Source organism: Lacticaseibacillus mingshuiensis, assembly GCF_016861785.1.
Taxonomy (GTDB): Bacteria; Bacillota; Bacilli; order Lactobacillales; family Lactobacillaceae; genus Lacticaseibacillus; species Lacticaseibacillus mingshuiensis.
The window spans coordinates 57,970-84,892 of record NZ_BOLS01000006.1 but is presented as its reverse complement, the minus strand read 5'-3'; the positions used below and the strand labels follow the sequence as shown (position 1 = coordinate 84,892).

The following is a 26,923-nucleotide window of genomic DNA, read 5'->3' as shown; positions in this document are numbered from 1 at the left end:
TTGGGAAAACGAATCGCGGTACTCGGCGCCGGCTCTTGGGGCACCGTCTTAGCCAACTTACTGGTAGAAAATGGGCATGATGTCCGCTTGTGGACGCATGATCCTGCACAGCTGCCAGAGATCAATGAGCAGCACACGAATGAACATTACCTGCCAGGCTTTCATCTGCACGAGGCCCTTCACGCAAGTACCGACCTTGAAGCGTCCCTGAAAGATGTCGACGCGATCCTGTTCGTCGTGCCAACAAATGCGATTCGTTCGGTCGCCACCCAGGTCCTGCCATTATTGGCAGAGCGGTCGGTCAAGCCGATCATCATCCATGCGGCAAAGGGCCTGGAAAAAGGTTCGAAGAAACGCATCTCCGAGGTCCTCACTGAAGTCTTGCCTGATGACCTGATTCGCGGCATCGTCGTGATCTCCGGGCCGAGTCACGCTGAAGACGTGGCGGCGGGCGACATCACGACCTTGACGGCAGCCTCTGTCAGCGTCGAATGCGCCCAGGCCGTGCAGGCGATCTTCATGAACCAATATTTCCGCCTGTACACCAACACCGATGTCATTGGCGTTGAGTTAGGCGCGGCGTTGAAAAATGTGATCGCGATCGGCGCCGGGGCGCTGCACGGCCTCGGTTATGGCGATAACACCAAGGCTGCATTGATGACCCGTGGACTCGCGGAGATCACGCGGTTGGGCGTGGTGTTCGGCGCAGAGCCGTTGACCTTCATCGGCCTGTCCGGTGTGGGCGATCTGATCGTCACCTGTACCAGTGTTCACAGCCGTAATTGGCGGGCCGGCGACCAGCTGGGCCAAGGCGCGAAGATCGATGATGTACTGGCCAACATGGGGATGGTCGTCGAAGGTTATTCCACTGCCAAAGTCGCCCATGAACTGGCCAGCGAGGTTGGCGTCGAGATGCCGATCTCGGAGGCGATCTACCAGGTGCTGTATCAAGATGCGCCGATCAAAGAAGTGATCGCGGATCTGATGGGTCGTGAAGGCAAGCCTGAGTTTGATTTTCAGGGCTAAACGCTGGGTGTGTTTTTGAAAAAAATAGGGGGAGCTCAGGTCACGGCCTGCGTTCCCGTTTTTTTCCAGAAGCCGGCGTCGGCAGTTGACATTTGGCCAAGAGCTGGTAAACTAGATTGTAGACAACTTACATTAAGTAAGCATGAAGTAAAGGAGATTCGTGTATGGCGAAAGAATATGATGTGATCGTGATCGGTGCCGGCCCTGGTGGGATGACGGCGGCGCTTTATGCGTCCCGCTCGAACCTCTCTGTTTTGATGCTGGACCGCGGCATTTATGGCGGCCAGATGAACAACACCGCCGCCATCGAAAATTATCCGGGGTTCAAGTCGATTCTTGGCCCAGAGCTCGGCCAGAAAATGTATGACGGGGCCACCCAATTCGGCGCCGAATACGCGTATGGCAACGTGACTAGCATCACGTTAGACGGCACCACCAAGGTCGTCACCACGGATGAGGATACTTATCGGGCCAAGGCGGTGGTCATCGCGACTGGCGCGGAACACCGGAAGCTCGGGATCCCCGGCGAAGAAGACTATGGCGGCCGCGGTGTGTCCTACTGCGCGGTCTGCGACGGGGCATTCTTCAAGAACCGGGAAGTCGCGGTGATCGGCGGCGGCGATTCGGCGATCGAAGAAGGCACCTACCTGGCTCAGTTGGCCTCGAAGGTGACGATCATTCACCGGCGCGACCAGTTGCGTGCCCAAAAGATCTTGCAGCAACGCGCCTTTGCCAACGATAAGATCGACTTTGTGTGGAACGCGCAGGTCGAGGCAATCGAAGGCGACGAGAACAAGGTCACGGGCGTGCGCTACAAGGACAAGGTCACCGGTGAGGAAAAGGTCGTCCCAGCTTCTGGGGCATTTATCTATGTCGGCATCACGCCGCTCACTGAGGGCTTTGATGGCCTCGGCATCTTGGACGAAAACGGCTGGATTCCGACCGACGAAGGCATGCACACCAGCGTCCCTGGCATTTTTGCCATCGGGGATGTGCGGCAAAAGACGCTGCGCCAGATCACCACGGCGGTCGGCGAAGGTGGCTTGGCCGGTCAGGGCGTTTTCGACTACATTCAGAGTTTGCAGGATGACAGTTTGTCTGTGAATGCATAAGTCAGAACGTGGGAAGTCAGTTGCGGCTGGCTTCTTTTTTTGCCTGAAAATCGAAAATTGGGCCATTTCCTTGAACTGTGAAACTGCTATCATAGAAACAGCGATGTTTGAGTCGATTTTCTTTGCATCCGGAAAAACGCGTGTACAATGAAGACAGATGAATCGACGATCAAATTTGAGGAGCTGAGCTGAATGGGATATCAAGAAAATTATCAGCGGTGGGCGGATGAAGCGACCCTGATTCCGGAACTGAAACAGGAACTGGCCGCGATGGCAAACGATGAGGAGACCAAGGAAGAAGCCTTTGCCGCCCCGATGGCCTTTGGGACGGCCGGCATGCGCGGCATCATCGGCGCCGGCATCGGCCGGATGAACATTTACACGGTGCGCCAGGCGACGGAAGGCCTCGCACGCTTCATGGACACCCTGCCGGCCGAGCAAAAAGCGGCTGGGGTCGCGATCAGTTTTGATTCGCGCTATGAAAGTGAGAATTTTGCCCATCAGGCGGCCGGCGTGCTAGGCGCGCATGGCATCAAGAGCTTTGTTTTCGACAGCTTGCGCCCGACGCCGGAGCTGTCCTTTGCTGTGCGGTATCTGAAGACATACGCCGGCATCATGATCACCGCCAGCCATAACCCGAAGCAATACAACGGCTACAAGATCTACGGGCCGGATGGGGGCCAGATGCCGCCGGATGAATCCGACCGCATCACCGACTATGTGCGCTCGGTGGAGGATGTGTTTGCGATCAAAGTCGTCGTCGAGCACGCGCTGCGCGACAAGCAGCTTGAGACGCTGATCGGCGAGGATGTGGATCAGCCCTACTATCAGGCTGTCGCCACGGTCACCATCGACCCCGAGCTGATTCACACGATCGGCAAGGACATGAGCCTGATCTATTCGCCGCTTCACGGCACCGGCCGCATTCCGGCGCAAATGGTGCTGCGCAACGCCGGCTTTGAAAAATATGAGCTCGTGTTGAAGCAGGCCATCGCCGATCCGGAATTTCCGACCACGCCTTTTCCCAATCCGGAATTCGCCCAGACTTTTGACCTTGCGATCGAGATGGGCAAGGCCAGTCACGCGGATGTCCTGATCGCCACCGATCCCGATGCCGACCGCCTGGGCACCGCTGTTTGGACCGGGGAAGGATACCAGCTTTTGACGGGCAACCAGATCGCGTCGCTCATGCTGCAATATATTTTGCAAGCGCGGAAGATGGCCGGGACCCTGCCGAAAAATGGGGCAGTGGTCAAGTCGATCGTGTCCACGGAGCTCGCTACTGCGATCGCCAAGGATTATGGCGTGACGATGATCAATGTGGAGACCGGCTTCAAGTTCATTGGCGACCAGATCAAGCATTTCGAGGAGACCGGCGAGCACGAATTCCTGTTCGGCTTCGAGGAAAGCTATGGTTACCTGATCAAGCCGTTCGTTCGCGACAAGGATGCGATTCAGTCGACCTTGCTGCTGGCGGAAGTCGCAGCGTCTTACAAGCGCGAAGGCCTGACCCTGTGGGATGGCATTCAGGCGCTGTACAATAAGTACGGCCATTTTGCCGAAAAGACGGTCGGGGTCGATTTTGAAGGTGTCGATGGGGCCAAAGAAATGGCGGCGCTCATGACCAAGTTCCGTGAGCACCAGCCAAGTGACTTTGCCGGGGTCAAGGTGGCGTCGGTTGAGGACTACAAGGCCCAGCAGATCACCAAGGCGGATGGGTCGACCACTGCGATCGACATGCCAGTCAGCGATGTGTTGAAATACATTCTCGACGACGGCACCTGGATCGCGATTCGCCCATCTGGCACCGAGCCAAAGGTGAAATTCTACGTCGGCACCAGCGCCGGCAGTAAGGATGACGCCGCAAAGAAACTGGATGCGTTTGAGGCGGCACTGACCGCGTTTCGAACAGAAGCCTAATTGTGAGAACGGCTTGCCATCATTCGGTGGCCGGCCGTTTTTTTGCAGCTGACAGGGGCTTGGCCTTGCCCCGCGCCGGTCTGCGTGGTACGATTGGAAAAATTTTTACAGTCACACAAACAAATAGGAGGGTCTTTGCTCATGGGCATGCACCAGTTTATCCAGGGGTTGAATAATTTGGAAACATTGCGGCGCGCACCGGGATTTTTCAAATACGCGGAACACAGCGTTGCCGCGCATAGTTTCAAGGTGGCAGAGATCGCCCAGCTGCTCGGGGACATTGAGGAACACGCCGGCAACACTGTCAATTGGCAGCGGCTTTATGAAAAAGCGTTGAACCATGATTACACGGAGCGCTTCATCGGCGACATCAAAACGCCGGTCAAATATGCGACGCCGGCGTTGCGCGCCATGCTCGCGGATGTCGAGGAGTCGATGACGGAAAATTTCATTCAAAATGAGATTCCCGCCGACTATCAGGCTGTTTATCGGCGCCGCTTGGGTGAGGGGAAGGACGACACGCTGGAGGGCCAGATCCTCAGCATCTCCGATAAAGTCGATCTGCTCTACGAATCATTCGGCGAGATTGAAAAGGGCAATCCGGAACGCGTCTTCGTGAACATCTATACGGAAAGCCTCGCTGTGATCATGTCCTTTGACGCTCGGCCCTCAGTGCGCTACTTCCTGGATGAGATTCTGCCAGATATGTTGAACGAAGAATTCGCGGACAGGGACATGCTGACAAAATTGACCCGCGCCATCATGGTCAAAGAGCAGGCATAAGGTAGCGGAAGCGGTGTTAAGGACTGATTGCTGACAAATGAACTGAGGCATTGTCGTCGATCAGTCTCACGAATTCACTCGTGATATAGGCATTACTTGGGCGAATTTATAATCAGTTCGACAGTGAAATGAAAGGAAGTCATTTTTCACGTTGTTTGATTACCATTCTCACAGCGTGTACGTCACTTCGATTTATTCATCTGATCCAACGTTCGAACAGCGGGTGGGCTCCGGCCAGAAATGGCTCAGCCCCCTCGTCGTTGTTAGCGGCTTGCCGCTTACAACGAAAGTAAGCTTTATGACCGCGTTCTTTGCGGGCATAAAGTTACTTGGGAGCGTTCCAGCCAGTTTCTGGCCGGAGCCCTCCCGCAAGCTTCCGTAAACTAGATTCAGCAGTTGGGTTCCGGCTCGCATGGCGGGGACATCTAACTGTCTCGTGCACTTGAGGCGAAGTGCGCCTCAAGCACCCGAGCCAAGTTAGCTGCCCCGCCATCCCGCGAGCCTCCACACCCTAGTTGGGTTCCGCCCCTAAACGCTCGGCTTCACACCCTAGCGAAAGTATGTTCGCTATGCTATAATAAGTGTAGCAAAAGTTGGAATCTCGGTTCCAATTTTTTTGTGTGCGGCTATCAATTGTCTCATCTTGGAGGAATGCCTATGATCGAGCGTCAATCGGATCGCAAATTTGAATTGGTCTCGCCTTATGGGCCAGCGGGGGATCAGCCGGAAGCGATCGCCCAGCTGACGAAGGGCTTTGAGGCCGGGGAAAAAGAACAGGTGCTCCTGGGGGCCACGGGGACCGGGAAGACGTTCACGATGAGCAATGTCATCGCCAATCTGAACCGGCCCACGTTGATCTTGTCCCACAACAAGACATTGGCGGGCCAGCTGTACGGCGAATTCAAAGAATTTTTCCCGCATAACGCCGTTGAGTATTTCGTTTCCTATTATGATTATTACCAACCGGAAGCCTATGTGCCGAGCTCAGATACCTATATTGAAAAAGACAGTGCGATCAACGATGAGATCGATAAGCTGCGGCACAGTGCAACCAGCGCTTTGCTGGAGCGTAACGATGTGATCGTGGTGGCGTCGGTTTCGTCGATCTTTGGGTTGGGGTCGCCGACTGAGTATGCGGATCACGTGCTGTCGCTGCGCACCGGCGAAGAGATCGATCGCAACACGCTTTTGCGGCAGCTGGTCGATAACCAATTTGACCGCAATGACATCGATTTTCAGCGTGGGCGTTTTCGTGTGCGCGGAGATGTCGTCGAGATCTTTCCGGCGAGCCGGGATGATCATGCAATCCGAGTCGAATTTTTCGGCGACGAGATCGATCGAATCAGCGAAGTCGATGCGTTGACGGGCGAAGTGGTCGGGGTGCGCGATCATGTCGCGATTTTCCCGGCCACGCATTTCATGACGTCCGATGACGCGCTGGCCAAGGGCATCGATGGCATCTCGGCGGAACTGACGGAGCGCCTGGGCGAGTTGCGGGCGCAAAATAAGTTGCTGGAGGCCCAGCGGCTAGAGCAGCGCACGACATATGACATCGAGATGCTGCGGGAAATGGGCTACACGAACGGCATCGAGAACTATTCCCGCCACATGGAAGGGCGCAAGCCAGGCGAGCCGCCGTTCACGCTCCTCGACTTTTTCCCGAAGGACTTCATGATCATGGTGGATGAAAGCCATGTGACCATGCCTCAGGTGCGGGCGATGTACAACGGGGACCGCGCGCGGAAGCAGACGCTGATCGATTATGGCTTCCGGCTGCCCAGCGCGTTGGACAACCGGCCGCTGATGCTGAATGAATTCGAGCAGCACGTCAATCAGATTCTTTATGTGTCCGCGACGCCGGGGCCGTATGAGCTCGACCGGGTGCCGAAGAAGGATGTGGCCGAGCAGATCATTCGGCCGACCGGGCTGCTGGATCCGGAGATCGAGGTGCGGCCGATCATGGGCCAGATCGATGACTTGGTGTCTGAGATCAATGAGCGCGTTGAAAAACATGAGCGTGTCTTCATCACCACCTTGACGAAAAAAATGGCGGAGGATCTCACCGACTATCTCAAGGATATGGGCATCAAGGTGCAATACCTGCATTCGGATGTCAAAACACTTGAGCGGACCGAGATCATTCGCGACCTGCGCCTTGGCAAATACGATGTGCTGATCGGAATCAATTTGCTCCGGGAAGGCATCGATGTCCCGGAAGTCTCGTTGATCGCGATTCTGGATGCGGACAAGGAAGGCTTTTTGCGCGCCGAGCGCTCGCTGATTCAGACGATCGGTCGGGCCAGTCGAAACGAACACGGCAAGGTCATCATGTATGCGGATAAGATCACCGATTCGATGGATGTGGCGATCAAGGAGACGCAGCGCCGCCGGACCATTCAGATGGCGTTCAACGAAAAGCACCACATCACGCCGAAGACCATCGTTAAGCCGATTCGCGCGGCGATCACCGCGTTTGATAAGGCTGGTAATGAGAATCCGGATGATAAGCGCAGTTTTGCCGAGGTCGACTTGCATGACCTCAGCAAGGCCGAGCGCAAGCAATTGATCACCAATTTGCAGGGTCAAATGGAAGCGGCGGCCAAGAAGCTCGACTTTGAGCAGGCGGCGACCTTGCGCGATACGATACTCGAACTGGAAGCGGAGAAATAATATGGCAAGTGACAAGATCGTGATTCACGGGGCGCGAGCGCATAATTTAAAAGACGTCGACCTCACCATTCCAAAAAACAAACTCGTCGTGATGACCGGCCTTTCAGGATCGGGCAAATCCAGTCTGGCGTTTGATACCTTGTATGCCGAGGGTCAGCGGCGGTATGTCGAAAGTCTGTCCGCATACGCCCGCCAATTTTTGGGGCAGATGGACAAGCCGGATGTTGATTCGATCGATGGCCTGTCGCCGGCGATCTCGATCGATCAAAAAACGACGTCGAAGAACCCGCGCTCAACGGTCGGCACCGTCACCGAGATCAACGACTACCTGCGCCTGTTGTGGGCGCGCATCGGCCACCCGATCTGTCCCAATGATGGCACGCCGATCACGTCGCAGTCGGTGGAGCAGATGGTCGATCGGGTGCAGAAATTGCCTGAAAAGACCCGCATCCAGATTCTGTCGCCGATCGTGCGCCGCAAGAAGGGCTCACATAAAAAGGTTTTTGAGAAGATCATTCGCGAAGGGTATGTGCGCATGCGCGTCGATGGCGAGATCTATGACGCCACGGATGCCCCTGAACTGGATAAAAATAAAAATCATGATATCGACATCGTGATCGACCGCATCGTCGTGAAGGGGGATGCGCGCAGCCGCCTATTTGATTCCTTTGAGGCCGCGCTGCGCCTTTCTGATGGGTATGCCACGGCGGATGTGATCGGCGGCGAGCCGCTGATCTTTTCCGAGCATTTTGCCTGCCCGATCTGCGGGTTCACGATCGGCGCCATGGAGCCGCGCCTGTTTTCCTTCAACGCCCCATTTGGCGCCTGCCCGGAATGTGATGGGCTCGGGCAAAAACTGACGGTAGATCTGGACCTGGTCGTGCCCGACCCGACGAAAACGCTGGCGGGTGGCGCGATCATGCCATGGAGCTCTGCGACGTCGGTGTATTATCCCAACATGCTGGCGCAGGCGGCCAAGGCCTTCAAGGTACCGATGGACAAGCCGTTCCAGGACCTGACCAAGCCGCAACAGGATGTTATTCTCTACGGCAGTGGGACGCGTACGTTCCATTTTCACAGCGACAGCGACTTCGGCAATGTGCGGGATGTCACCGCACCATTCGAAGGTGTGATGAATAATGTCGAGCGCCGGTATCATTCCAATAATTATGCGTTTGGCTCGGACCAGATGCGCCAGTACATGACCGCGCTGGAATGCCCGGTCTGCCACGGCAAGCGCCTCAACCGGCAGGCGCTGGCGGTCAAAGTGGATGGTCACGACATCGCTGAGGCCTCCGATCTGTCGATCAAGCAGGCCCTGCCATTTTTCAAGCAGATTCCACTCACCGAAAACGAAACGGTGATCGCCAAGCCGATCGTCAAGGAAGTCGTCGATCGCCTGACGTTCTTGGAAAATGTCGGGCTGGATTACCTGACCTTGTCGCGTTCGGCCGGCACCCTATCCGGCGGCGAGGCCCAGCGAATCCGGCTGGCCACGCAGATCGGCTCCAACTTGTCTGGGGTGCTATACATCTTGGATGAGCCGTCGATCGGGTTGCACCAACGCGACAATGACCGCCTGATTCGTTCGCTGAAAAAAATGCGCGATCTCGGCAATACGCTGGTCGTCGTTGAGCATGACGAGGACACAATGATGGCCGCGGATTATCTGGTCGACGTCGGCCCTGGCGCCGGCGAAAACGGGGGCCGCATCATGGCGGCTGGCACGCCGAAACAAGTGATGCGCAGCGCCAAGTCTCTGACCGGCCAGTATCTGGCTGGCAAAAAGTTCATTCCGGTGCCGGCCACGCGGCGCAAGGGCAACGGCAAGGTGATTCGCGTGGAAGGCGCGGCCGACCACAATCTCAAGCATATCGATGTCGATTTTCCGCTGGGCGAGCTGATCTTGGTCACCGGCGTTTCGGGGTCCGGCAAGTCGACCTTGGTCAATTCCGTCCTTAAGCGGGCACTGGCGCAAAAACTCTACCGCAACTCAAACAAGCCAGGCGCGTATGACCAGCTCCTGGGGTGGAAAAATATCGAGAAATTGATCGACATCGACCAAAGCCCGATCGGCCGCACACCGCGATCGAATCCGGCGACGTACACCGGGGTGTTCAACGACATTCGCCAATTATTTGCGCAGACGAATGAAGCCAAGCTGCGCGGCTATCTGGCCGGCCGTTTTTCCTTCAATGCCAAGGGCGGCCGCTGTGAAAACTGCAAGGGCGATGGCATCATCAAGATCGAGATGAATTTTCTGCCGGATGTCTATGTACCTTGCGAGGTCTGCCATGGCTCCCGTTACAACTCCGAGACCCTGGAAGTGACCTATAAGGGGAAAAATATCGCGGATGTGTTGGCCATGACGGTCAACGAAGCCGTGCAGTTCTTCAGCGCGATTCCAAAGATTGCTCGCAAGCTCCAGACGATCGTCGATGTGGGTCTGGGTTATGTGACGATGGGCCAAAGCGCAACGACCTTGTCCGGTGGGGAAGCCCAGCGGATGAAGCTGGCGTCCGAGCTGCAGAAGATCTCGACCGGGAAGAATTTTTACATTCTGGATGAGCCGACGACGGGGCTGCACACGGATGATATCCGCAAGCTCCTGCAGGTCCTTCAGCGCCTGGTCGACGAAGGCAACACTGTGCTCGTCATTGAACATAACCTCGATGTCATTAAGAGTGCGGACTGGTTGATCGATCTTGGCCCAGAAGGCGGGGACGCCGGCGGTCAGGTGATCGCAACAGGCACACCGGAACAGGTCGCAGCTGTGCCGGAAAGTTACACGGGGCAGTACCTGGCGCCGATCTTGGCCCGGGACAAAGCACGGATGGCCGCGCTTGAAGAGACGGCGAAAAAATAATTGGGTTTGAATTCTGGCAGGGGCGGGTCCTCACCAACTGCCGGATCGGGAAGAACTGGGCTCGCTTGCTCAGTTCTTTTTTGTTGTCAAAAAAGCGCGTTGCCAGCGTGTTGGCGGAGGCTGGCGGCTGTTTGCTGGTGCTGTTTTAGTTGTGCTACCGCTTGCAAGCCGGTATCATGGGAGGTGGATGCGGCACTGGCCGCCATAAAGGAGTGACATCAATGTTTAGACAGACACATTTTGGTTTTGACTGGGGCGAGTTTATCACGGGTATTGCGCTGTTGATTGGGGCAGTCGTGATGTTGCGCAATCCGGGGGCGACGTTGTTGACGCTGACCTTCATCTTCGCGATCATCGCGATCACGCGCGGCATTGCGACCCTGGCGGCATGGTCCAAATTGCGCCAATTCACCGGCAAGCTTTCCTGGCTGTCGCTGCTGGCGGGAATCGCCGACCTTGTGCTGGGCGTGTTGTTCCTGTTCCAGCCTGGGCTGGGCACCGTGACGCTGACGTATTTGTTTGCCGGTTGGTTCCTGATCGACAGTCTCGCAAGTCTCTTCAACGCGGGCCACTTGCGGCAAGCCGGCACAGGCTGGGTCGTCATTGAAGTGATTTTAGACTTGCTGGCGGTCTTCGTCGGCGTGATGCTTTTGATGAATCCGGTCACAAGTATGGTCAGCATTGTCACCTTGCTGGCAATGTTCTTCGGCATCTTTGGCGTCAACGCGATCGTCGTGGCGTTTGCCCGGCGGAATATCTAAGGAAAAATTGTGTGAGACGGCCTGCAGCGGTGCGGGTCGTCTTTTTTGTTGCGGAAGTTTTGAGTATTTTGCGGAAGGCTCAGAAAGAAGTGCCTAACACCTCGCGAGCCTCCGCACCATGTAAACGGGCTCCGGCTCGCATGGTGGAAACATCTAGGCGTCTCATGCACTCGGTGGCAAGGGCCGCCACCAAGCACCTGAGCCGACCTAGCTGTTCCACCATCCCGCGAGCCTCCGCACCATGCTATTCATGACACGCCCGGCATGTTATACTTGCTGGTAGTGAACGCAGCGGGATGCTGCAGAAAGTGGGGCCCTCATGACGGATACGTTGGATCTTGTGATCATCACGGGTATGTCCGGCGCGGGTAAGACCGTGGCCATGCAGTCTTTTGAAGATCTCGGGTATTTTTGCGTGGATAATATGCCACCTGCCCTGCTCCCAAAGTTCTGGGAGCTGGTCAAGGAATCGGGCAAGATCACGAAAGTTGCGCTGGTCATCGACCTTCGCAGTTACGCTTTTTATGATCAAATTCATGACATGCTGGCGAAATTGGATGAGACGTCCTTTGTCTCCACCCGCATTCTATTTTTGGATGCGACGGATGCGGAGCTTGTCTCGCGCTACAAGGAAACGCGGCGCAGTCATCCGCTGGCGATGGAAGGCCGGCTGATGGATGGCATCAAGCGCGAACGGGCGATGCTGACGGAGTTGCGGAACCGGGCACAGGTCGTGATCGATACGACTAATCTGAGTCCACGGCAATTGCGCGAAAAACTCTTTGTCGGATTCAAGTCCGCGTCGCATCCGACGTTTCATCTTGAGGTGATGTCCTTTGGCTTTAAGTATGGCATTCCAATTGATGCGGATATCGTGATGGATGTCCGCTTTTTGCCCAATCCGTATTACGTGCCGGAATTTCGCAACCGAACGGGGCTGGACAAGCCGGTGTTTGACTATGTGATGAATAATCAGGCCGCCGAGGATTTTTATCAACAATTCTATGGCTTGTTGCGGTCGATCATGCCGCAGTACCAAAAAGAGGGCAAAAGTGCGGTGACCATCGCGATCGGCTGCACCGGCGGCCAGCATCGCAGTGTCGCCTTTGCCAAGCGCATCGGTGAGGCATTTGCGCAGGATTATCCTGTCGATATCACGCATCGCGATATCGATAAGCGGAAAGAGACGGTGAATCGGTCATGAGTGCGGCGGAAAATAAATTCATTCGGGTCATCAAGGGACGCCGCCCGAAAGTCGTCGTGATCGGCGGCGGGACAGGCTTGCCAGTGATCGTCAAAAGTCTGCATGAACAAGGCGCCGATGTGACGGCCATCGTGACCGTGGCGGATGACGGCGGGTCTAGCGGCATCATTCGCAACTATATCAACGTGGTGCCGCCTGGTGATATCCGTAACGTGCTGGTTGCATTGTCCGACATGCCGGAGCTTGAAAAACAGATCTTCCAATATCGGTTCAATACGCAGGATGCATTTTTCGCGGGGCACGCGATCGGCAACCTGATCATCGCAGCGCTGTCTGAGATGCACGGCGGAATCTTCGATGCGGTCCAGCAGCTTAGCAAAATGATGTCGGTCGATGGGCATATTTACCCGGCCAGCAACACGCCACTGACGCTGAACGCGACCTTCACGGATGGCACCAGCCTGTCCGGCGAGGCGGAGATCAGCGCCGCCGGCAAACATATTCAGCAGGTCACCGTCAGTCAAAGTGACCCAGAAGACACGCAGCCGCCGCGCGCGGTGGCAGAGGTCATCGACGCGATCATGGCGGCGGATGTGGTGGTGCTTGGCCCTGGGAGTCTTTTCACCAGTATCTTGCCGAACTTGATGATCAAAAACCTTGGCGAGGCGGTGCTCAAAACGTCGGCCGAGGTCATTTACATCGTCAACATCATGACGCAAAAAGGCGAGACCGAGCATTTCTCCGACGCCCAACATGTGCAAGTGCTACATGATCATCTGGGCAAGCCATTCGTCGACACAGTGCTGGTCAATATCGCGCCGGTGCCGCAACATTATCTGGACCACGCCAAATATAATGAGATCTTGAGCCCGGTCGAGCACGACTACCAGGCGCTGCGGGACATGAATTGTCGCGTGATCTCCAGCGATTTTTTGAAATTGCGTGACGACGGCGTTTTCCATGATGGCGATAAGGTCGCCTGCGAGATTCTCAATCTCGCGTTCCAGGTCAACACCAACAAGCAAAAGAGGTGAGCGCATGGCAAGCTTTGCCAGCCAAGTAAAAAAGGAACTGACCCAGCTGGAGGTGCATCCCGAACATGCCCGCGCGGAGCTGTCGGCGCTGATTCGCATGAACGGGACGCTGGCGATTCAAAACCACCAGTTCATCTTAAATGTCCAGACGGAAAATCCGGCGATCGCGCGGCGCATCTACGCGCTGATTCGCCAGGTCTACCATCACGAGGCCAACCTGATCGTTCGCCGCAAGATGAAGCTGAAAAAAAATAATCAGTACATTGTGCGCTTGGCGACCGGCGTCAACGAGGTGCTTGCCGATCTTGAGATTCTTGATCCGGCAAAAATGACCTTGACGACGGCGGTGAGTCGGCGTATCTTGCGGTCCGAACAGCGGATGCGGTCCTATTTGCGCGGCGCATTTTTGGCCGGTGGGTCCGTGAATAATCCCGAGACGTCTCGCTATCATCTGGAGATCTATTCACTGTATAGCGACCACAACGCCGGTATTTTGAAAATGATGAATCATTTTTGCCTGAACGCGCGTACCGTTGAGCGCCGCAGTGGGTACATCGTTTATCTCAAAGAAGCGGAAAAGATCGCCGATTTTCTCCAGGTCATCGGGGCGACCAGCGCGATGCTGAAGTTCGAGGATGTCCGGATCGTCCGGGACATGCGCAACTCGGTGAACCGCCTGGTCAACTGCGAAACGGCCAACATGAATAAAACGGTGGACGCGGCGCAAAAGCAGATCGAAAACATCAACTATATCAAGGATCACGCGGGGCTGGACTCGCTGCCGACGAAACTGCAGGAGGTGGCCGAGGCGCGCCTGGCACATCCGGACATCTCGCTGGCGGAGCTTGGGACGATCTTACCGAGTGGCCCGATCTCGAAATCTGGCATCAATCACCGGCTGCGCAAGCTGAACCAGATCGCGGAGGGCGCGCAGGCGGGAAACTGAACGGGTTGCGCGGACGGTTATTGGCCCGTGTGGCGGTGTTGAGGACGGCAGCTGGACCGCCGACTCAATTTTCCAAGCAAAATGCTTTTTTTGTGCGAAACAATCGTGTACAATAAGCTCGATAGTTCGATCCGTAGCGAAAATGCAGGACAGAAACTGGAGGCATATCATGGTAGACCCGATTCGGTTAGATGAACAGCTTTGTTTCTCGATCTACAAGGCGCAGAAACAATTCAATCATTTTTACGCACAGGCGCTGTCGCAATACAAACTGACGTACCCGCAGTACATCACGTTGCTGTCGCTTTATGAGCACGGCACGATGTCGGTCAAAGAAGTTGGGCAGACGCTCGACCTCGACTCTGGCACCTTGACCCCGCTGATGAAGCGGCTTGAAAAGGAAGGCTGGATCCATCGCAAGCGCGCCAAGGATGACGAACGCCGCGTCCAGGTCAGCTTGAGCAAAAAAGCTGAGCAGATGCGCGACGAGATCTACACCCATGTTGGCTCGTGCATGCGGCTGCTTGACTTGGACAAGGTCAACTACAACGCGATCAAGGACCAAGTGGATACCGTTGATGAGAAACTCAGCGCGATTCCAGACGACGCCTTGATGTAAAAAAGGGGAGGCCCTCTCATGTAACTGCTGGTTGGCAGCTACGGGGAGGGCCTCCTTTTTTGGTGGCAGGAGATCGTGAGTTAGGTTTCTGTTTTGGCTGGGCAACAAAAAAGGCATCCGCGCTGGCAGGTGCCTCTCAGGAAAAATTACTTCTTATCTTTATCAGCTTTGCTGGTCAAGATGCCATCGATCAAACCGTAGTCCTTGGCTTCCTCGGCGGTCAGATAGTGATCGCGGTCGGTGTCTTTTTGAATCTGGGCAACGGTCTTGCCAGTCGCGTCTGCCAAGATCTTGTTCATGCGCTTGCGCGTCTTCATGATCTCTTCAGCAGCGATCTCGATCTCGGTCTGCTGGCCCTGAGCACCGCCCAGTGGCTGATGAATCAGGACTTCGGCGTTTGGCAGGGCAAAGCGCTTGCCTTTTTCACCGCCAGCCAGAAGAATCGAGGCCATGGAAGCGGCCATCCCAATGACGATGGTCTGCACGTCGGCGTGAATCAGGTTCATCGTGTCCAAGATCGCAAGGCCAGACGTGATGACACCACCAGGACTGTTGATATAAAGGTAGATATCTTTATCAGGATCCTGGGCGTCCAGGAAAAGCAGCTGGGCGACGATGGTGTTTGCCATCTGATCATTGATCTCACCGGACAGCATGATGATTCGGTCTTTTAAAAGGCGTGAGTAAATGTCGTAGGCGCGTTCGCCACGGCTGGTCTGTTCAATAACTGTAGGCACTAACATTGCGTTACCTCCTCAATTGAGCTTAGCACTCATTGTAATTCAGTGCTAACTATACGACTAAAGTCAAAGAAGGTCAAACATTTCACCGAAAAATTGTTTCGGGGGGGGATGCTGGCCACCGACTTCGTAACTTATCATACCGCAATGGCCGGCGGGGCAAAAGAAACAAGTGCGCGGAGGGGGGAGGCGGTGACGCGCGACGTTACGTGTGCTGGCAGAGAAGGACCCGATACGCTGTCGGGTGGGTCCCCATTACTTCGAGCGAATGCGGTACAATTAAGGCGAGATCGGAGGCGGAATCGGATGACGAAGAAACGCTGGGAAGATGAACAGCTTGGCGGGCCAATGCCGAGGCCATGGTGGTTGGATGATGATGTGATCTTAAATCGGAATCGTCAACCGGGCGAGCCAGTTCTTATGAAGATTTCCGCGCTTACGCCAGAACGCTTTCGTAAATACCAAGCAAACGGTGGTATTCCCGCTGATTACAAGATCGAGGACTGGATCAAGTCCTGAGGCGCCGGCTACAACGTGAGGTACTCGTTCTAGGGAAAGGTGATTATTATGCCTAAGAAGCGTTGGGAAGACGAACAACTTGGCGGGCCAATGCCACGGCCATGGTGGTTGCCAGCGGATGAGATTTTTAATTGGGACAGAAAAGTGGGTGACTCTAAAGAAGCGACGTTTTTGAAGATCTCCAGTCTCACGCGTGAGCAGTTTATTGAGTTGCAGAACAAAAAGTGGATCCCCGCTGATTACAAGATCGATGACTGGATCAAGTCCGATGACACCCAATCTAACGGGCAGGGCTTCTATTTGTGAGGTGGCCCGATTCAAATCGTAGAGGTGCGGGTCAGCGATGATGGTGATATCCGGATATGGAAGGAAAAAATGCAAATGGCCGAACCTAAAAAGGATGATATTAGAGCTGATCGCTTCACATACGGACCGAACGAGTTACGAGTCATTGAACCCCTGCGAATCAAGCCTGGACAGGAACGAGCCTTTCGGGAGGGCTCGGCAAAACTTTTTGCTAGGATCGCGGCCCGAAGAGAACGCGAGCGCGCTTCAAAGCATATGTAGCACTCAGTCGGAGCGTCGAGTGCTATTTTACTTTCTATGAGAATTGACGACTATTTCGCAAAATAGTTCGGTTTGCAATTTATGTGCAATATCGGCAATTTTGGCCCGAAGTTAGCCCTGGATTGCACACTCATTGCACACATTTCTTTTTTCGCTCCTTTTCGGGCAAACAAAAACGCCTATTTCTAGGCGTTTTGTTTTCGCACAGTTGCGTGCTTTCTATTGATTATGCGCAGCCAGGGAGTATCGATTGCTGAATTGGCGGCATTTGTGCGCGATGGGTGCCAAGCAAATGCCAATCGTTTACAGCTCATTCAATGCCTTCAATGTTTGCTGATCATCCTTCTGTTTCATCTCGTCTACTTCGTGCAGATAGACCTTCATTGTGATGTTCACACTGGCATGGCCTAAACGCCGTGAAATAGCAAGGATGCTCACGCCTTTGTATAGAAGCATTGAGCCATGAGAGTGTCGCAATCCGTGGCTTGTGATAGAATTCTTTGTGCCGGCCCATTTGCATAGGCGGCGAACGGTATCATTGACAGCGTTGTTTGTCAGAATGCTGTGATCTGCCTTCCGAAAACAAAGGTCGTCCGTGTCGCGATAGCCCACGGCGAGGTAGGCCTTACGCTGTTCTTGACGTAACTGTGACAAGACAGCAAGCAGACTTGTTGAAATGGGAATCGTACGATAGCTTTGGACGTTTTTGAGTGGACCAAAATTGTTAAAGCGTTTCTTGTTCTTGTATAACCACGAACGCTTAAACGTGACCGTGTGCTGATCGAAGTTCACGCATTCCCACGTCATACCCAGAGCTTCTTCAAATCGGGCCCCGGTCAACGCTTGAAATATGACAACATAGTAAGACATTGCTTCCAGTGATGCGTGACGCTCGGCTATGGACACCATCTTTTCGAGCTCGCCAGCGTCCACATACTTCTCGCTGGCAGGCTTTGAGGGGGTGCCTGAGACAACTGCCCGGCGAGTGAAATCGCGCCTCGTGTAGCCGTCCTCAACAGCGTCTAACACGACCGCCTTGATGTATGAGTTGATTCGGCTGACAGTTGTCCTCGACAGGGGCTGTTCTCGTTTTCCCCTCGGGGTAGTTGCACACCAGTCAAGAAACTTCTGATAGCTAGCGCGGTCGATGCCGCTGATCAGCGTGTCATGAAAGTACTGACGGATATAGCCGCCGACGAGTGTATACCAGGTATCTGTCACATCAGAATGCTTTCCCAGCTTATAAGTGGTTATCCAGCGATCGTAGTAGTCAGCGAAACTGATCTCGGCGGGCGCGGCGACGGGACTGGCCTGTTCGGTAGTCAAACCGGCGGCGAATTCCTTTGCCTTCGCCAGTCTGTTGAATGCGCGTCTAATGTCTTTGGTGCTTCCGTCCTGGTAGGTGACTACTCCGCGCACTGTCCATTGGCCAGTACCTGTTTTCTTGATTGTTGCCATGATTCCTAGCCTCCTATGCTATAATTGGAGACGCAAAGAGCGCGCCTCAGTGTGCGTTTCTGTACGTGCGTCGACCCAGTCTGCCAGGACATGGGGGTCGGCGCTTTTTGATTTATTAAGAATGAGACGAACTACTGGCTAAGATTGCTCTGTGATGGTACATTATATGAGAGATAACTTGAGAGGGAGAAACGCTGGGTTCCCGAATGGGAGTAAGCTTCGGCCAAGAATTCCTACGCGCCTGGGGTTGTCTCTTTTTTTGTGTCTTGATTGGTTGCAATGGCCAGTTTCAAATGGTCTACAACGGATCGCGGGTGCTCCTTAATGTGCTTTTCAACCAGGTCTATACATTTTTGAGAATAGGTGAAAGACTCGGATTTCCCAACAACATGTTTGTAGGCATAGTCTGGATTATTCTTAGCGTCGAAAAACTTTATAAATAAGCTCAAGTCGCTGCTGTTAAAAGTTCTTCTTTTTTCACCACTTGGAGTTTTGACGTAATATCCAACCTTTTTAAGCTGTATCCAGTTATTAACCTGTGAAACAACACCGCTAAAGGAAAAGGGGTGCGTATTTTTGGGGTCGCGAACGCGATTTATGATTGCTGTTTTTTGGTCGGCGTCGTTTACAACGGAGACGATAAAGTCCGCGTCCTTTTTATTTTTAGTGATGTAGGTTTTGTGGTCGATTGGAATCGAGAAGCTGGTGCTATCAATTTGGTCGGTTGCGTCAGATATCGCTGTGCTCTCATTGAGAATTTGCTGAGCAATTTTCGCCGGGTATTTACTCTTGATCGCGTTTACATCCAGACCGTCTACATTGACAGAGAGCGACAGGAAGTGCTGGTCAAATCGGTCGGTAACATCAATTCCAAAAAAGCTGTTGAACTTATTGACGTAGTTGAAGACAGAAGATTGAAAGAGTTCGGCGTATAGCTGTTCATACTCTGTGGTCACAAAATGGGTTGCAGTATCTCTCAGTCCTATAATTTTCTCAAGATTAATCCGCAGGGGCTCTCGCTTATCTGTAAAGACACGCTTGAGCGCGTCTGATAGTGCAATTGAACGCGAAGGATTGTCTCGATAAAAAATAGAGTCGAAGCCGTTTAAATCTATTAGCCTTGCCTTCAGCATTAATTCCCACGAATTACAGATAAAGAATGAAAATGCCTCGACTCGGTACTTAATAGTTGGCCTGTTGTAAAGCTCGAGCGCGAGAGTAAACGATTCCTGGCTTTTCTCCAGCATGGTGTCGTATATAAGTGTTTCACGCTTAGAACGTTCTGCTGTTTTCATTGCTTACTTTATCTCCTAACAAAATCATCAATGAAAAAAGTCATATCCCCAGTATCTGTCGTTTCCGCCCTCTCTGGAGGGCTTTTTGTTTGCCCAACGCTGTGTGTTACTTGTCTGCGTGGTGCCAGTGGAATACGAATAGCAACGAGGATACTACCAGCATAATGGCCCCGTTGAACAGTTGCTGGTAGAGGTAGATTCCAGGCTGCGCGGACTTGTCGAACCAGATAAGCTCGGATATTCCAGATACAACGACGTACAGCGAAATCAAAGCGACTACGAGACAAACCAAACATGCTGCATACATATATAAGTTCTTGATCTTCATGTCGATTCTCCTTTCAGATTAACGCCCGCGGCCCGAGTTGCACGGGCCTGATACTGTGGCGAGTTTAAACTCCTAAAGTGCCCCAAAAAATCCGGCCCCGAATCCTGTCAACCCGAGAATTATAAAAATTGAAGAACATACAATGAGCGGGATTGCAGCAGATAAACGTTTGTCTTTGATGAGCAGAACGCCAAAAGTTATGCTCCCTGCGCCAACAATTGGAATGAATAGGGAAACAGCTGCGCAAACCCACCCCCAAGCAATATACGATGTATGTGTTTTGCTTTTATCAGTGCTGGTGATGAATGCTCCTGAAGATTCTTTTCCTTGGTCTTGAGGCACTCCACACTTTGGGCAGAACTTTATACCGTCGTTCAAGGGTGATCCACAATTGGAACAATATTTTTGAGACTTGTCTTGGCTATCCATAGTAATACTCCTCCAATCAGCTTTTAACGTCGATCACGTTTGGACGTAAGCCCACGGCACGTCCTGCCCGTGCCTGCTGCTTAGTGGGTTAGTTGATGACAACACCGATGATGCTGACATCTTCGGGATCGAGGTATCTGTCGGGATACTTGTCATTCAGTGAGTGTAGAACAATTTTCTTTTGTTGATAATCGCGGGATACCTGCTTGAATGTGACACCTTCGTCAGCCACACGGACAACGGCCAGATCGCCATCGTCTATTGTGTCTTGCCAGCGAACAAATATCTGCGAATACTTCGGGTAGTCGGGCTCCATCGAGTCGCCTTCGACAGTGACAATCTCATCCGCACTAGCTGGGATGTCGTCAACATTGACGCGCGTCCTACGCACCTCAGCGTCCTGTGTGGCGCCATCGATAGGGGCACCGGCAGCAGTACCACGGCCGCAAACAATCTCACGCTGTTCTGGGAACGGGACAACATTCTCATTCTGCTGATCTTTCAGCTGATTCTCCGCATAGGTGTACACGTTCTGCTGACGTGCGGGGTGGAGCTTGTTGTATATGGGGAGTATGTCATTAACCTTAGTAAACACATTTTTGTTTACTGAATTGTCAATGATATCGTCTTCCAAAGACCATGCTTCGTTCATAAACGCCTCTGGATTTACTCCGAAGTATTTGGTTACGAGCCTAACATAGAACATTTGAGGGTCGGTATTGCCGGTTTCCCAGCGTGATATCATGCTCTTACTGATAGTGGAAGGATTGCTCGGATCATGTTCTTTCGTCCACTTATTGAGACTGTCAGCAAGTTGTTGTTGGGACATTTTTTTCAGTAGTCTGAGGTCATGCAATCTCTTGCCAAATAAGGTTTCTGTCATGGTTGAGTATTCCTCCTTTAGGAACACTATATCACGTTTGTTCCCGAAAAGGAACTTTTTTGTTGACACAATACCATATTGGGCTTACGATGTACCTGTTCCTTTATAGGAACGGATTGCAGAAGGGAGGCTAACATATGAACAATCCGGGTTATGGGAATCTAAAAGGTTGGCTTGTTGCTCGAAACATTTCCCAGTCGGAAGTTGCAGAGCTTTTGGGCACCACGCCAAATTACGTAAGCAAAAAGCTTAATGGAACCGGGCCTGATTTCCGCCTGTCGGAAGCTCGCAAACTTCACTCCAATTTCGGAGCGCCAATGGCATATTTTTTTGAAGTTAACGTTCCTAAAAAGGAACGAAAGGAGGCATAGTAATGAACGAATTAAAAGTAATTGGCCGTGAACATATCGGCCACATTGAATTCACCGGTATCGAAGGCGGGTTCGGCAAAGACAAAAAGGCAATGTTGGTTAAGGACATCGCGTTGATTCACGGCCAGCCGCTTGGCGAGATTAATCGACGGATCAATGACAACCGAGAACGCTTCAAGAATGGCATCGACATTATTGATCTCAAATCCGTGATGGGTCTGAGCCATAACGAATTTGGCTATACCCAGAACGCTTGGAACCGTAGCGCAAATGCATATCTGCTTTCCGAGCGTGGGTATTCCAAGCTGTTGAAGATTCTCGAAGATGATAAGGCATGGGAAGTATATGACCAGTTGGTTGATGGTTACTTCACCATGCGGGCGGAGGCAAAGGCAACACAGCCGCGTATCGATTCCGCTAAGCGGCTTGAGATCATGAGCGAGAATGCGCAGACACGCAAGGGAACATTGCTTTACCGTATCGCCATGCAAACCAAGTCCGAAACGTCCAAGCAGGCACTGTTGGCCAAGGCTGCGGAAGCAATCACCGGTGAGATGACCATTCCTGTGTTGCTCAGGAAGGAGTACAGCGCAACGGCGGTCGCCCAGAAGCTTGGAACCACAGCCAACAAGGTGGGCCGCACCGCTAATCAAATTGGCATCAAGGCTGAACAGCCAGGGCAAAACGAATACGGCCGATGGGCTAACAGCAAGTCACAGCACAGTGACAAGGAAGTACCGCAATGGCTTTACTTCGATGAAGGCGTCAAGGCGATCGCAAAGGCAATTAATTCAGCTAAGGAGGCCGTATAAATGAACGAACCACAGACGGATCGGAAGAAGGTGATAACGATGGATCTTACACGACGCAATATTATGGCTCCAAAAGGTGGCTATCCAGACGTTGACCTTGTTGATAAGAAAATAGCCAAGGAAGTAATTGCGGTGTTACGCAAGCACGACCTCGACTATGAAAGCCAAGTATCTATCCTATTTTTTGTTGATCGCACCTTGGCTGACGAACTCATTCATTGCCATCGCGGAACAGGTCGGGTTTGAGCGGTGAATCGATCTTCGCTGACGCTCTTACAGCATTGTATTCGTCCCATTGTTGCTTTGTTGCGCCAACAACATAAGCAATTGTCTGATACGAATCGCCTAAATCATCAATTATGGTTTTTGTTCCGGCAGTCACGAGGCGCCAACCCTTTTCAAGGTATGCATTGGCATCAGCAGCTGCCGAGGCACTAGTGATTTCTTTGATTCGATAAATATTGTCCATATATCTCACCTCCTTCCTGAAGAAAATTATCCCACTTCTGGACGCCGGTAAACTGTGAAAACTTATGAAAGAGGGTATCTAAAAATGAACGAATTACAGCAGTTTGATTTCAAAGGCCGTCAAGTACGGACTTTGGTTGTTGATAACGAGCCGATGTTTGTCGGTAAGGATGTGGCCGACATTCTCGGATATCAAAACGGAAGTCGTGACGTAAACGCTCATGTTGAAGAGGAAGATCGGCTGAAGTACCAAATCGGTACCTCAGGTCAATCTCGCGAAATGACCATCATCAACGAATCGGGTTTGTACAGCCTAGTTCTATCCAGCAAGTTGCCGACTGCCAAAGAATTCAAGCACTGGGTGACCGCAGAAGTCCTTCCATCGATCCGCAAGCACGGTGCGTATATGACGCCAGAAACGATTGAGAAGGCCATCTACGACCCAGACTTCATTATCAAACTGGCAACACAGTTGAAGAATGAACAAGCCCGTACGGCAGCACTCACAGCCGATAACGAGAAGATGAAGCCTAAGGCGTTGTTCGCGGACGCGGTGGCCACCAGCCACACAACGATTTTGGTCGGCGAGTTGGCAAAGCTGCTTCGGCAGAACGGCGTAGACATTGGCCAAAATCGACTATTCAAGATGCTGCGTGATCAAGGGTATCTGATTAACCGTAAAGGCAGTGACTGGAACATGCCAACGCAGCGGTCTATGGATATGAAGCTGTTCCGGGTCAAGGAAACCACCATTGGGCACTCTGACGGATCGGTAAGCATTAGCAAAACAGTCAAGGTGACCGGCAAGGGCCAACAGTATTTTATCAACAAGTTTCTGCGGACTAACGAACCGCAGACGGCATAGAAAGGAGGCATAGCCATGGAAGACACGATCAATGTGACGGTGTCGTTTCCAGTCACAGTCCCTGCAGACAAGGTGCTAGTTGACCGGGTCGACTGGGAACAGGCGACCAGGGAGCTGATATTCGGCGACCGCTGGACCATCAACGATGTCATCAAGAAGCTACGCGGCTATGAACGGGGCAAGCTGACCAACCACGTCCTGCTGCCGAAGATTGTTGAACTCAATGCCTGTGGTGCGCTGGTCAGTTATCCGCGTGCCCAGGGCGGTGACGGCTCTCGGTGGCTGTTCAGCGCGCCGGAGATGGCTGTGTGGCTGCACGACAACTTGAAACAGATTACCGAAGGAGGATGGCAATGCAAGTAATTCTGGTTCCAATCAGCATCATCGCAATCTGCATCATTCCACCGATGCTCGATGGTGTGAAGTTCCGCGATTTATTCGACTTAGGAGGTGATGAAGATGCTGATCAACGTTAGCCCGACAGAGAACGCGATCATCCAGGCAGTGCGCCAGGGTGCGAATATTGACCTTTGGCTGTTTGACCTACCAACTAATCAGGCGGCGCGTGATGCACTGGCGCCATTCGTTGCGACAATGCCTGATGCAACTCAGAGCCATTACCATCTGGACGACGGCACAGGTGTTCGCCAACTTAGTGGTGAAATCGCGCCTGGGCAATACGTAAATGTCCGCGCTTTTGCAGAAGGCAGGCAGCCGGAATGAACAAAACAACGAAAGAAGGTGAAATCATGAAGAACATTTACTATGTGTCAGCAGACGAGATCTATCGTGACCTGGTAACCAAGCGTGAGTATTTTGCGACACAGCTTTCGCAGCTCGTTCTGGATGGTGAGGCCGCGGCCGACAAGATCAAAGCCGCCGCGCGCTATGACATCCTGAGCGAAGCAGTTCGCAAGATTGAACAGTTGGAAGACGCAAAAAAGGCCGCCAGTGGGGCAACACTGACGACCAATACTAAATAGGGGGAATCCACTATGAGCATATTATACGACTTAACCGGTAAACGTGCCAATTTGCTTAACCTTGCGGAAAACGGCACCGTCGATCCGGAAGTGCTGCAAGACACCATGGACAGCATCGACGGGGCCATTGAAGAAAAGACCGAGGGATATGTGCAAGTTATCAAGCAGATCGAAGCGGACGCCGATGTCATTGACACTGAAATTAAGCGGCTTACCGACCGCAGAGCAGCCTTTCTCCACAACCGCGACCACATCAAGCAATCACTCCAAGAGTGCCTTGAATACGCCCATTTGACTAGGGTCAAAACGCCACTGTTCACCGTGACGATTGCCAAGAATGGCGGCAAGCAGCCGATCGACATCGACGAAGATAACCTGCAAGCCGACGTGTTTAAAGAGGTACGTACGTCAGACACCGACCTGATCCGGCAACGCTTGGACGCCGGCGAAGAAGTTGTCGGGGCCACGTACAAGCCGCGCGGGAATCACTTACTCATCAAGTAGGAGGCAGCTATGGATAAGTCAGACGACATCAAGGAAATTTCTAAGGCTCTGGCCAAGTTTCAATAGTACCTAAGCGCACCGAAGAAGAACAAGGATAATCCATTCTTCAAGTCAAAATATGCTGGCCTAGACGATGATATTTCAGCGATTAAGGAAGTTCAGACCGCACACCCGGATCTTGGTATCTCTTATACACAGGATGCATCAACTTCTGACACCGGGTTGCCGCAGGTAAAGACAACGATTCATCACATCTCTGGCGAGTATTTAATGTTTGGCCCACTGACATTACCGGTTGGCAAGAAAGACGCACAAGGATATGGATCAGCGCTGACATACGCCCGGCGGTACTCGCTGGAAGCGGCATTTGGCATTGCGAGCGAGGATGATGACGGCAATGGAGCCTCAGAGAACCAGCCTGATCAGAGCACGCGGCCTAGTCAGCATCAGACCAGACAACAAAAGACTAGCGAGCCGTTAGCCAGTCAGCAAGATGTAGAGGAGCTTGACACTCTGGTCACTGATTTTGCTGGTAAGGACGGAACATCACCAAAGGTGGTATACCAGAACATTTTTACTTCCGCAAAAGTTCAAAACAAGCGGCTGAACTCGCTGACACAACCAGAAATGGGGGCATTAAAGCGTGCCCTGAGCCAGCTAATGGGGTGATCAATTGCTACTGAACGGGAATATCGAAAGTGTGAGCGGAGACCTGGTCGCGGTCCGGCTGGTAGACATGCCCGACATGCTGCGCTTGCACCAACTAGCTAATGGCAAGCAGCCAAGTGTCGCCGTTGAGGTCGAAGACGGTCGCAGCATCAGTCCCGATCAGCGTAAGAAGATTTGGGCACTCATTGGCGACTATGCGCTTTACACAGGATATTCGCCGCTGGAGATGGAGGCTTGGACCAAGGCGTTTTATATGGCTGAGACTGGCTCCGAGTATTTCTCAATGTCCAACTGTTCGATGAGCAAGGCCAGCGAATACTTAAGCTATGTCATCACGTTTGGCTTTGATCACGGGTTGCCGTGGAGTACGAAACACATGGACTCAATACCGGATGACTACCCCCTGATGATGCAGTGCCTTAAGCATCGGGTATGTGTGATCTGTGGCAAGCCTGCGGACATCGATCATGAGCCGCCTATCGGGTCCGGAAACGATCGTGATCACATCGATAATCGTAAGTACAAATTCATGCCCCTATGCCGGGTACACCATACGATCAGGCATCAGAAGGGGATCGATTGGTTCATGGATTTTTACAAGATAAAGCCGGTGAAGCTTGACGAAGAAACGCTGGTCAGTCTCCGGCTCAACACAAGAAAACAATTTGAAGAATTTGATGGGAGGAATCAGCAATGATCAATAACGTATCACTGACGGGCCGCCTGACCCGTGATGTCGAATTGAAGTACACACAAAGTGGGACCGCCGTAGCCCAGTTCACGTTGGCGGTTAGCCGGAAGTTTACGAATCAGCAAGGTGAACGAGAGAGCGACTTCATCAACTGCGTGATCTGGCGTAAGAGTGCCGAAAACTTTTCAAATTTCACGCATAAGGGTTCGCTGGTTGGTGTAGAGGGACACATTCAAACGCGCACATACGACAACCAAGAAGGCCAGAAAGTGTATGTGACTGAGGTAATCGTTGAGAACTTCGCGTTGCTTGAACCGAGGTCTCAGGCAGCTAACCAAGCACCGACCACCAGCAGCCAGCCGGCAAACGTCGCAGATGATGATGATCTTCCATTCTGATT

30 protein-coding genes and 2 pseudogenes are annotated in these 26,923 nt (G+C 52.8%); 25 read left to right on the top strand and 7 right to left on the bottom strand.

Annotated features, from left to right (window positions below; translation table 11 throughout):
- From JUE67_RS05260 to JUE67_RS05210, 11 genes are all read left to right on the top strand, one after another.
- Entirely contained in the window at nucleotides 1-1,026 is a 1,026-nt protein-coding gene (locus tag JUE67_RS05260; RefSeq protein ID WP_203627618.1) for an NAD(P)H-dependent glycerol-3-phosphate dehydrogenase, read from the top strand.
- Nucleotides 1,027-1,190: 164 nt separating this feature from the next.
- Nucleotides 1,191-2,138, top strand: a complete 948-nt coding sequence (gene trxB / locus JUE67_RS05255) for a thioredoxin-disulfide reductase (protein WP_203627611.1) — start codon at nucleotides 1,191-1,193, stop codon at nucleotides 2,136-2,138.
- Nucleotides 2,139-2,330: 192 nt separating this feature from the next.
- Nucleotides 2,331-4,058, top strand: coding sequence for a phospho-sugar mutase (locus JUE67_RS05250; RefSeq protein ID WP_203637043.1), 1,728 nt, complete (start codon nucleotides 2,331-2,333; stop codon nucleotides 4,056-4,058).
- Between the two features lie 141 nt (nucleotides 4,059-4,199).
- Nucleotides 4,200-4,841 carry an HD domain-containing protein gene (locus JUE67_RS05245; RefSeq protein ID WP_125697052.1) on the top strand — a complete coding sequence of 214 codons (642 nt, stop codon included), beginning with the start codon at nucleotides 4,200-4,202 and terminating at the stop codon, nucleotides 4,839-4,841.
- A gap of 657 nt (nucleotides 4,842-5,498) precedes the next feature.
- The gene (gene uvrB, locus JUE67_RS05240; RefSeq protein ID WP_203627608.1) at nucleotides 5,499-7,511 is read left to right on the top strand and encodes an excinuclease ABC subunit UvrB; all 2,013 of its coding nucleotides are present in this window, start codon (nucleotides 5,499-5,501) and stop codon (nucleotides 7,509-7,511) included.
- Between the two features lies 1 nt (nucleotide 7,512).
- Nucleotides 7,513-10,377, top strand: coding sequence for an excinuclease ABC subunit UvrA (uvrA, locus tag JUE67_RS05235; protein WP_203627606.1), 2,865 nt, complete (start codon nucleotides 7,513-7,515; stop codon nucleotides 10,375-10,377).
- Between the two features lie 221 nt (nucleotides 10,378-10,598).
- Nucleotides 10,599-11,138 (top strand): HdeD family acid-resistance protein, encoded by a 540-nt coding sequence (locus tag JUE67_RS05230; protein ID WP_203627604.1) that lies wholly within the window; start codon nucleotides 10,599-10,601, stop codon nucleotides 11,136-11,138.
- 319 nt (nucleotides 11,139-11,457) lie between these two features.
- Nucleotides 11,458-12,342 (top strand): RNase adapter RapZ, encoded by an 885-nt coding sequence (rapZ, locus tag JUE67_RS05225; RefSeq protein WP_125697048.1) that lies wholly within the window; start codon nucleotides 11,458-11,460, stop codon nucleotides 12,340-12,342.
- On the top strand, nucleotides 12,339-13,376 hold the full coding sequence (locus JUE67_RS05220; protein ID WP_203627602.1) for a gluconeogenesis factor YvcK family protein: 1,038 nt from the start codon (nucleotides 12,339-12,341) through the stop codon (nucleotides 13,374-13,376). Before rapZ ends, JUE67_RS05220 begins: the two co-directional genes overlap by 4 nt.
- A gap of 4 nt (nucleotides 13,377-13,380) precedes the next feature.
- Nucleotides 13,381-14,322 (top strand): DNA-binding protein WhiA, encoded by a 942-nt coding sequence (whiA, locus tag JUE67_RS05215; RefSeq protein ID WP_203627600.1) that lies wholly within the window; start codon nucleotides 13,381-13,383, stop codon nucleotides 14,320-14,322.
- Between the two features lie 169 nt (nucleotides 14,323-14,491).
- On the top strand, nucleotides 14,492-14,941 hold the full coding sequence (locus JUE67_RS05210) for a MarR family winged helix-turn-helix transcriptional regulator (protein WP_125697045.1): 450 nt from the start codon (nucleotides 14,492-14,494) through the stop codon (nucleotides 14,939-14,941).
- A gap of 146 nt (nucleotides 14,942-15,087) precedes the next feature.
- Here JUE67_RS05210 and clpP read toward each other — a convergent pair whose 3' ends face one another.
- Nucleotides 15,088-15,684, bottom strand: a complete 597-nt coding sequence (gene clpP, locus JUE67_RS05205; protein ID WP_125697044.1) for an ATP-dependent Clp endopeptidase proteolytic subunit ClpP — start codon at nucleotides 15,682-15,684, stop codon at nucleotides 15,088-15,090.
- Between the two features lie 303 nt (nucleotides 15,685-15,987).
- On the opposite strand from clpP, the gene JUE67_RS05200 reads away from it, so the two are divergent.
- The gene (locus tag JUE67_RS05200; protein ID WP_203627598.1) at nucleotides 15,988-16,200 is read left to right on the top strand and encodes a hypothetical protein; all 213 of its coding nucleotides are present in this window, start codon (nucleotides 15,988-15,990) and stop codon (nucleotides 16,198-16,200) included.
- A gap of 48 nt (nucleotides 16,201-16,248) precedes the next feature.
- Nucleotides 16,249-16,506 carry a hypothetical protein gene (locus tag JUE67_RS05195; RefSeq protein WP_203637042.1) on the top strand — a complete coding sequence of 86 codons (258 nt, stop codon included), beginning with the start codon at nucleotides 16,249-16,251 and terminating at the stop codon, nucleotides 16,504-16,506.
- A 564-nt stretch (nucleotides 16,507-17,070) separates the two neighbouring features.
- Here JUE67_RS05195 and JUE67_RS05190 read toward each other — a convergent pair.
- The 5 genes from JUE67_RS05190 to JUE67_RS05170 all read right to left on the bottom strand — a co-directional run bounded on the left by JUE67_RS05190 (nucleotide 17,071) and on the right by JUE67_RS05170 (nucleotide 21,160).
- Nucleotides 17,071-18,225, bottom strand: a complete 1,155-nt coding sequence (locus JUE67_RS05190; RefSeq protein ID WP_203637041.1) for a tyrosine-type recombinase/integrase — start codon at nucleotides 18,223-18,225, stop codon at nucleotides 17,071-17,073.
- 233 nt (nucleotides 18,226-18,458) lie between these two features.
- Nucleotides 18,459-19,520 (bottom strand): DUF3644 domain-containing protein, encoded by a 1,062-nt coding sequence (locus JUE67_RS05185; RefSeq protein WP_203637040.1) that lies wholly within the window; start codon nucleotides 19,518-19,520, stop codon nucleotides 18,459-18,461.
- Nucleotides 19,521-19,626: 106 nt separating this feature from the next.
- Nucleotides 19,627-19,848 carry a hypothetical protein gene (locus JUE67_RS05180; RefSeq protein ID WP_054722337.1) on the bottom strand — a complete coding sequence of 74 codons (222 nt, stop codon included), beginning with the start codon at nucleotides 19,846-19,848 and terminating at the stop codon, nucleotides 19,627-19,629.
- Nucleotides 19,849-19,920: 72 nt separating this feature from the next.
- Complete coding sequence (locus tag JUE67_RS05175; protein ID WP_203637039.1) at nucleotides 19,921-20,277, bottom strand: zinc-ribbon domain-containing protein; 357 nt, start codon at nucleotides 20,275-20,277, stop codon at nucleotides 19,921-19,923.
- 88 nt (nucleotides 20,278-20,365) lie between these two features.
- The gene (locus tag JUE67_RS05170; protein WP_203637038.1) at nucleotides 20,366-21,160 is read right to left on the bottom strand and encodes a helix-turn-helix domain-containing protein; all 795 of its coding nucleotides are present in this window, start codon (nucleotides 21,158-21,160) and stop codon (nucleotides 20,366-20,368) included.
- 137 nt (nucleotides 21,161-21,297) lie between these two features.
- Between JUE67_RS05170 and JUE67_RS05165 the strand changes: the two genes are divergently transcribed.
- From JUE67_RS05165 to JUE67_RS05155, 3 genes are read left to right on the top strand one after another with little or no spacing between them, the layout of a single operon-like run.
- Nucleotides 21,298-21,531 carry a helix-turn-helix domain-containing protein gene (locus tag JUE67_RS05165; RefSeq protein WP_203637037.1) on the top strand — a complete coding sequence of 78 codons (234 nt, stop codon included), beginning with the start codon at nucleotides 21,298-21,300 and terminating at the stop codon, nucleotides 21,529-21,531.
- A 2-nt stretch (nucleotides 21,532-21,533) separates the two neighbouring features.
- The gene (locus JUE67_RS05160) at nucleotides 21,534-22,343 is read left to right on the top strand and encodes an ORF6N domain-containing protein (RefSeq protein ID WP_203637036.1); all 810 of its coding nucleotides are present in this window, start codon (nucleotides 21,534-21,536) and stop codon (nucleotides 22,341-22,343) included.
- Nucleotides 22,344-22,589: a hypothetical protein gene (locus JUE67_RS05155; protein ID WP_203637035.1), complete on the top strand. Its 246-nt coding sequence runs from the start codon at nucleotides 22,344-22,346 to the stop codon at nucleotides 22,587-22,589.
- Here JUE67_RS05155 and JUE67_RS05150 read toward each other — a convergent pair.
- Nucleotides 22,555-22,812 carry a hypothetical protein gene (locus JUE67_RS05150; protein WP_203637034.1) on the bottom strand — a complete coding sequence of 86 codons (258 nt, stop codon included), beginning with the start codon at nucleotides 22,810-22,812 and terminating at the stop codon, nucleotides 22,555-22,557. The genes JUE67_RS05155 and JUE67_RS05150 overlap by 35 nt on opposite strands.
- A gap of 84 nt (nucleotides 22,813-22,896) precedes the next feature.
- Here JUE67_RS05150 and JUE67_RS05145 point away from each other — a divergent pair, with 84 nt between their 5' ends.
- The 9 genes and pseudogenes from JUE67_RS05145 to ssb form a co-directional block, all read left to right on the top strand.
- The gene (locus JUE67_RS05145) at nucleotides 22,897-23,676 is read left to right on the top strand and encodes a phage antirepressor (RefSeq protein ID WP_203637033.1); all 780 of its coding nucleotides are present in this window, start codon (nucleotides 22,897-22,899) and stop codon (nucleotides 23,674-23,676) included.
- Between the two features lie 15 nt (nucleotides 23,677-23,691).
- Nucleotides 23,692-24,039: a DUF771 domain-containing protein gene (locus JUE67_RS05140; protein WP_203637032.1), complete on the top strand. Its 348-nt coding sequence runs from the start codon at nucleotides 23,692-23,694 to the stop codon at nucleotides 24,037-24,039.
- Nucleotides 24,030-24,152, top strand: a complete 123-nt coding sequence (locus JUE67_RS12820) for a hypothetical protein (RefSeq protein ID WP_263974054.1) — start codon at nucleotides 24,030-24,032, stop codon at nucleotides 24,150-24,152. Before JUE67_RS05140 ends, JUE67_RS12820 begins: the two co-directional genes overlap by 10 nt.
- Entirely contained in the window at nucleotides 24,136-24,399 is a 264-nt protein-coding gene (locus JUE67_RS05135; protein ID WP_203637031.1) for a hypothetical protein, read from the top strand. The genes JUE67_RS12820 and JUE67_RS05135 overlap by 17 nt, the downstream gene beginning before the upstream one ends.
- Nucleotides 24,400-24,425: 26 nt before the next feature.
- A complete protein-coding gene (locus JUE67_RS05130; protein WP_203637030.1) occupies nucleotides 24,426-24,659 on the top strand; it encodes a hypothetical protein in 234 nt (77 codons plus the stop codon).
- Nucleotides 24,660-24,671: 12 nt separating this feature from the next.
- Nucleotides 24,672-25,163, top strand: a complete 492-nt coding sequence (locus JUE67_RS05125; protein ID WP_203637029.1) for a siphovirus Gp157 family protein — start codon at nucleotides 24,672-24,674, stop codon at nucleotides 25,161-25,163.
- A gap of 84 nt (nucleotides 25,164-25,247) precedes the next feature.
- A pseudogene (locus JUE67_RS05120) lies at nucleotides 25,248-25,832 on the top strand (ERF family protein); the annotation flags it as partial.
- 4 nt (nucleotides 25,833-25,836) lie between these two features.
- Nucleotides 25,837-26,529, top strand: a complete 693-nt coding sequence (locus JUE67_RS05115; protein WP_203637028.1) for a putative HNHc nuclease — start codon at nucleotides 25,837-25,839, stop codon at nucleotides 26,527-26,529.
- Nucleotides 26,526-26,888 (top strand): annotated as a pseudogene (gene ssb, locus JUE67_RS05110) (single-stranded DNA-binding protein); the annotation flags it as partial. The gene JUE67_RS05115 and the pseudogene ssb, both read left to right, overlap by 4 nt.
- Nucleotides 26,889-26,923: the final 35 nt, after the last annotated feature.

Excerpts from the sequence above, each read along its gene's own strand:
- uvrB (WP_203627608.1), top strand. The coding sequence starts at position 5,499 with ATGATCGAGCGTCAATCGGATCGCAAATTTGAATTGGTCTCGCCTTAT.
- JUE67_RS05155 (WP_203637035.1), top strand. The coding sequence starts at position 22,344 with ATGAACGAACCACAGACGGATCGGAAGAAGGTGATAACGATGGATCTT.
- JUE67_RS05230 (WP_203627604.1), top strand. The coding sequence starts at position 10,599 with ATGTTTAGACAGACACATTTTGGTTTTGACTGGGGCGAGTTTATCACG.
- JUE67_RS05175 (WP_203637039.1), bottom strand. The coding sequence starts at position 20,277 with ATGGATAGCCAAGACAAGTCTCAAAAATATTGTTCCAATTGTGGATCA.
- whiA (WP_203627600.1), top strand. The coding sequence starts at position 13,381 with ATGGCAAGCTTTGCCAGCCAAGTAAAAAAGGAACTGACCCAGCTGGAG.
- JUE67_RS05145 (WP_203637033.1), top strand. The coding sequence starts at position 22,897 with ATGAACGAATTACAGCAGTTTGATTTCAAAGGCCGTCAAGTACGGACT.
- uvrA (WP_203627606.1), top strand. The coding sequence starts at position 7,513 with ATGGCAAGTGACAAGATCGTGATTCACGGGGCGCGAGCGCATAATTTA.
- JUE67_RS05190 (WP_203637041.1), bottom strand. The coding sequence starts at position 18,225 with ATGGCAACAATCAAGAAAACAGGTACTGGCCAATGGACAGTGCGCGGA.
- JUE67_RS05150 (WP_203637034.1), bottom strand. The coding sequence starts at position 22,812 with ATGGACAATATTTATCGAATCAAAGAAATCACTAGTGCCTCGGCAGCT.
- JUE67_RS05135 (WP_203637031.1), top strand. The coding sequence starts at position 24,136 with ATGCTGATCAACGTTAGCCCGACAGAGAACGCGATCATCCAGGCAGTG.
- JUE67_RS05180 (WP_054722337.1), bottom strand. The coding sequence starts at position 19,848 with ATGAAGATCAAGAACTTATATATGTATGCAGCATGTTTGGTTTGTCTC.
- trxB (WP_203627611.1), top strand. The coding sequence starts at position 1,191 with ATGGCGAAAGAATATGATGTGATCGTGATCGGTGCCGGCCCTGGTGGG.
- JUE67_RS05130 (WP_203637030.1), top strand. The coding sequence starts at position 24,426 with ATGAAGAACATTTACTATGTGTCAGCAGACGAGATCTATCGTGACCTG.
- JUE67_RS05250 (WP_203637043.1), top strand. The coding sequence starts at position 2,331 with ATGGGATATCAAGAAAATTATCAGCGGTGGGCGGATGAAGCGACCCTG.
- clpP (WP_125697044.1), bottom strand. The coding sequence starts at position 15,684 with ATGTTAGTGCCTACAGTTATTGAACAGACCAGCCGTGGCGAACGCGCC.
- JUE67_RS05140 (WP_203637032.1), top strand. The coding sequence starts at position 23,692 with ATGGAAGACACGATCAATGTGACGGTGTCGTTTCCAGTCACAGTCCCT.
- JUE67_RS05220 (WP_203627602.1), top strand. The coding sequence starts at position 12,339 with ATGAGTGCGGCGGAAAATAAATTCATTCGGGTCATCAAGGGACGCCGC.
- JUE67_RS05185 (WP_203637040.1), bottom strand. The coding sequence starts at position 19,520 with ATGAAAACAGCAGAACGTTCTAAGCGTGAAACACTTATATACGACACC.
- JUE67_RS05125 (WP_203637029.1), top strand. The coding sequence starts at position 24,672 with ATGAGCATATTATACGACTTAACCGGTAAACGTGCCAATTTGCTTAAC.
- JUE67_RS05195 (WP_203637042.1), top strand. The coding sequence starts at position 16,249 with ATGCCTAAGAAGCGTTGGGAAGACGAACAACTTGGCGGGCCAATGCCA.
- JUE67_RS05210 (WP_125697045.1), top strand. The coding sequence starts at position 14,492 with ATGGTAGACCCGATTCGGTTAGATGAACAGCTTTGTTTCTCGATCTAC.
- JUE67_RS05200 (WP_203627598.1), top strand. The coding sequence starts at position 15,988 with ATGACGAAGAAACGCTGGGAAGATGAACAGCTTGGCGGGCCAATGCCG.
- rapZ (WP_125697048.1), top strand. The coding sequence starts at position 11,458 with ATGACGGATACGTTGGATCTTGTGATCATCACGGGTATGTCCGGCGCG.
- JUE67_RS05170 (WP_203637038.1), bottom strand. The coding sequence starts at position 21,160 with ATGACAGAAACCTTATTTGGCAAGAGATTGCATGACCTCAGACTACTG.
- JUE67_RS12820 (WP_263974054.1), top strand. The coding sequence starts at position 24,030 with ATGCAAGTAATTCTGGTTCCAATCAGCATCATCGCAATCTGCATCATT.
- JUE67_RS05245 (WP_125697052.1), top strand. The coding sequence starts at position 4,200 with ATGGGCATGCACCAGTTTATCCAGGGGTTGAATAATTTGGAAACATTG.
- JUE67_RS05160 (WP_203637036.1), top strand. The coding sequence starts at position 21,534 with ATGAACGAATTAAAAGTAATTGGCCGTGAACATATCGGCCACATTGAA.
- JUE67_RS05165 (WP_203637037.1), top strand. The coding sequence starts at position 21,298 with ATGAACAATCCGGGTTATGGGAATCTAAAAGGTTGGCTTGTTGCTCGA.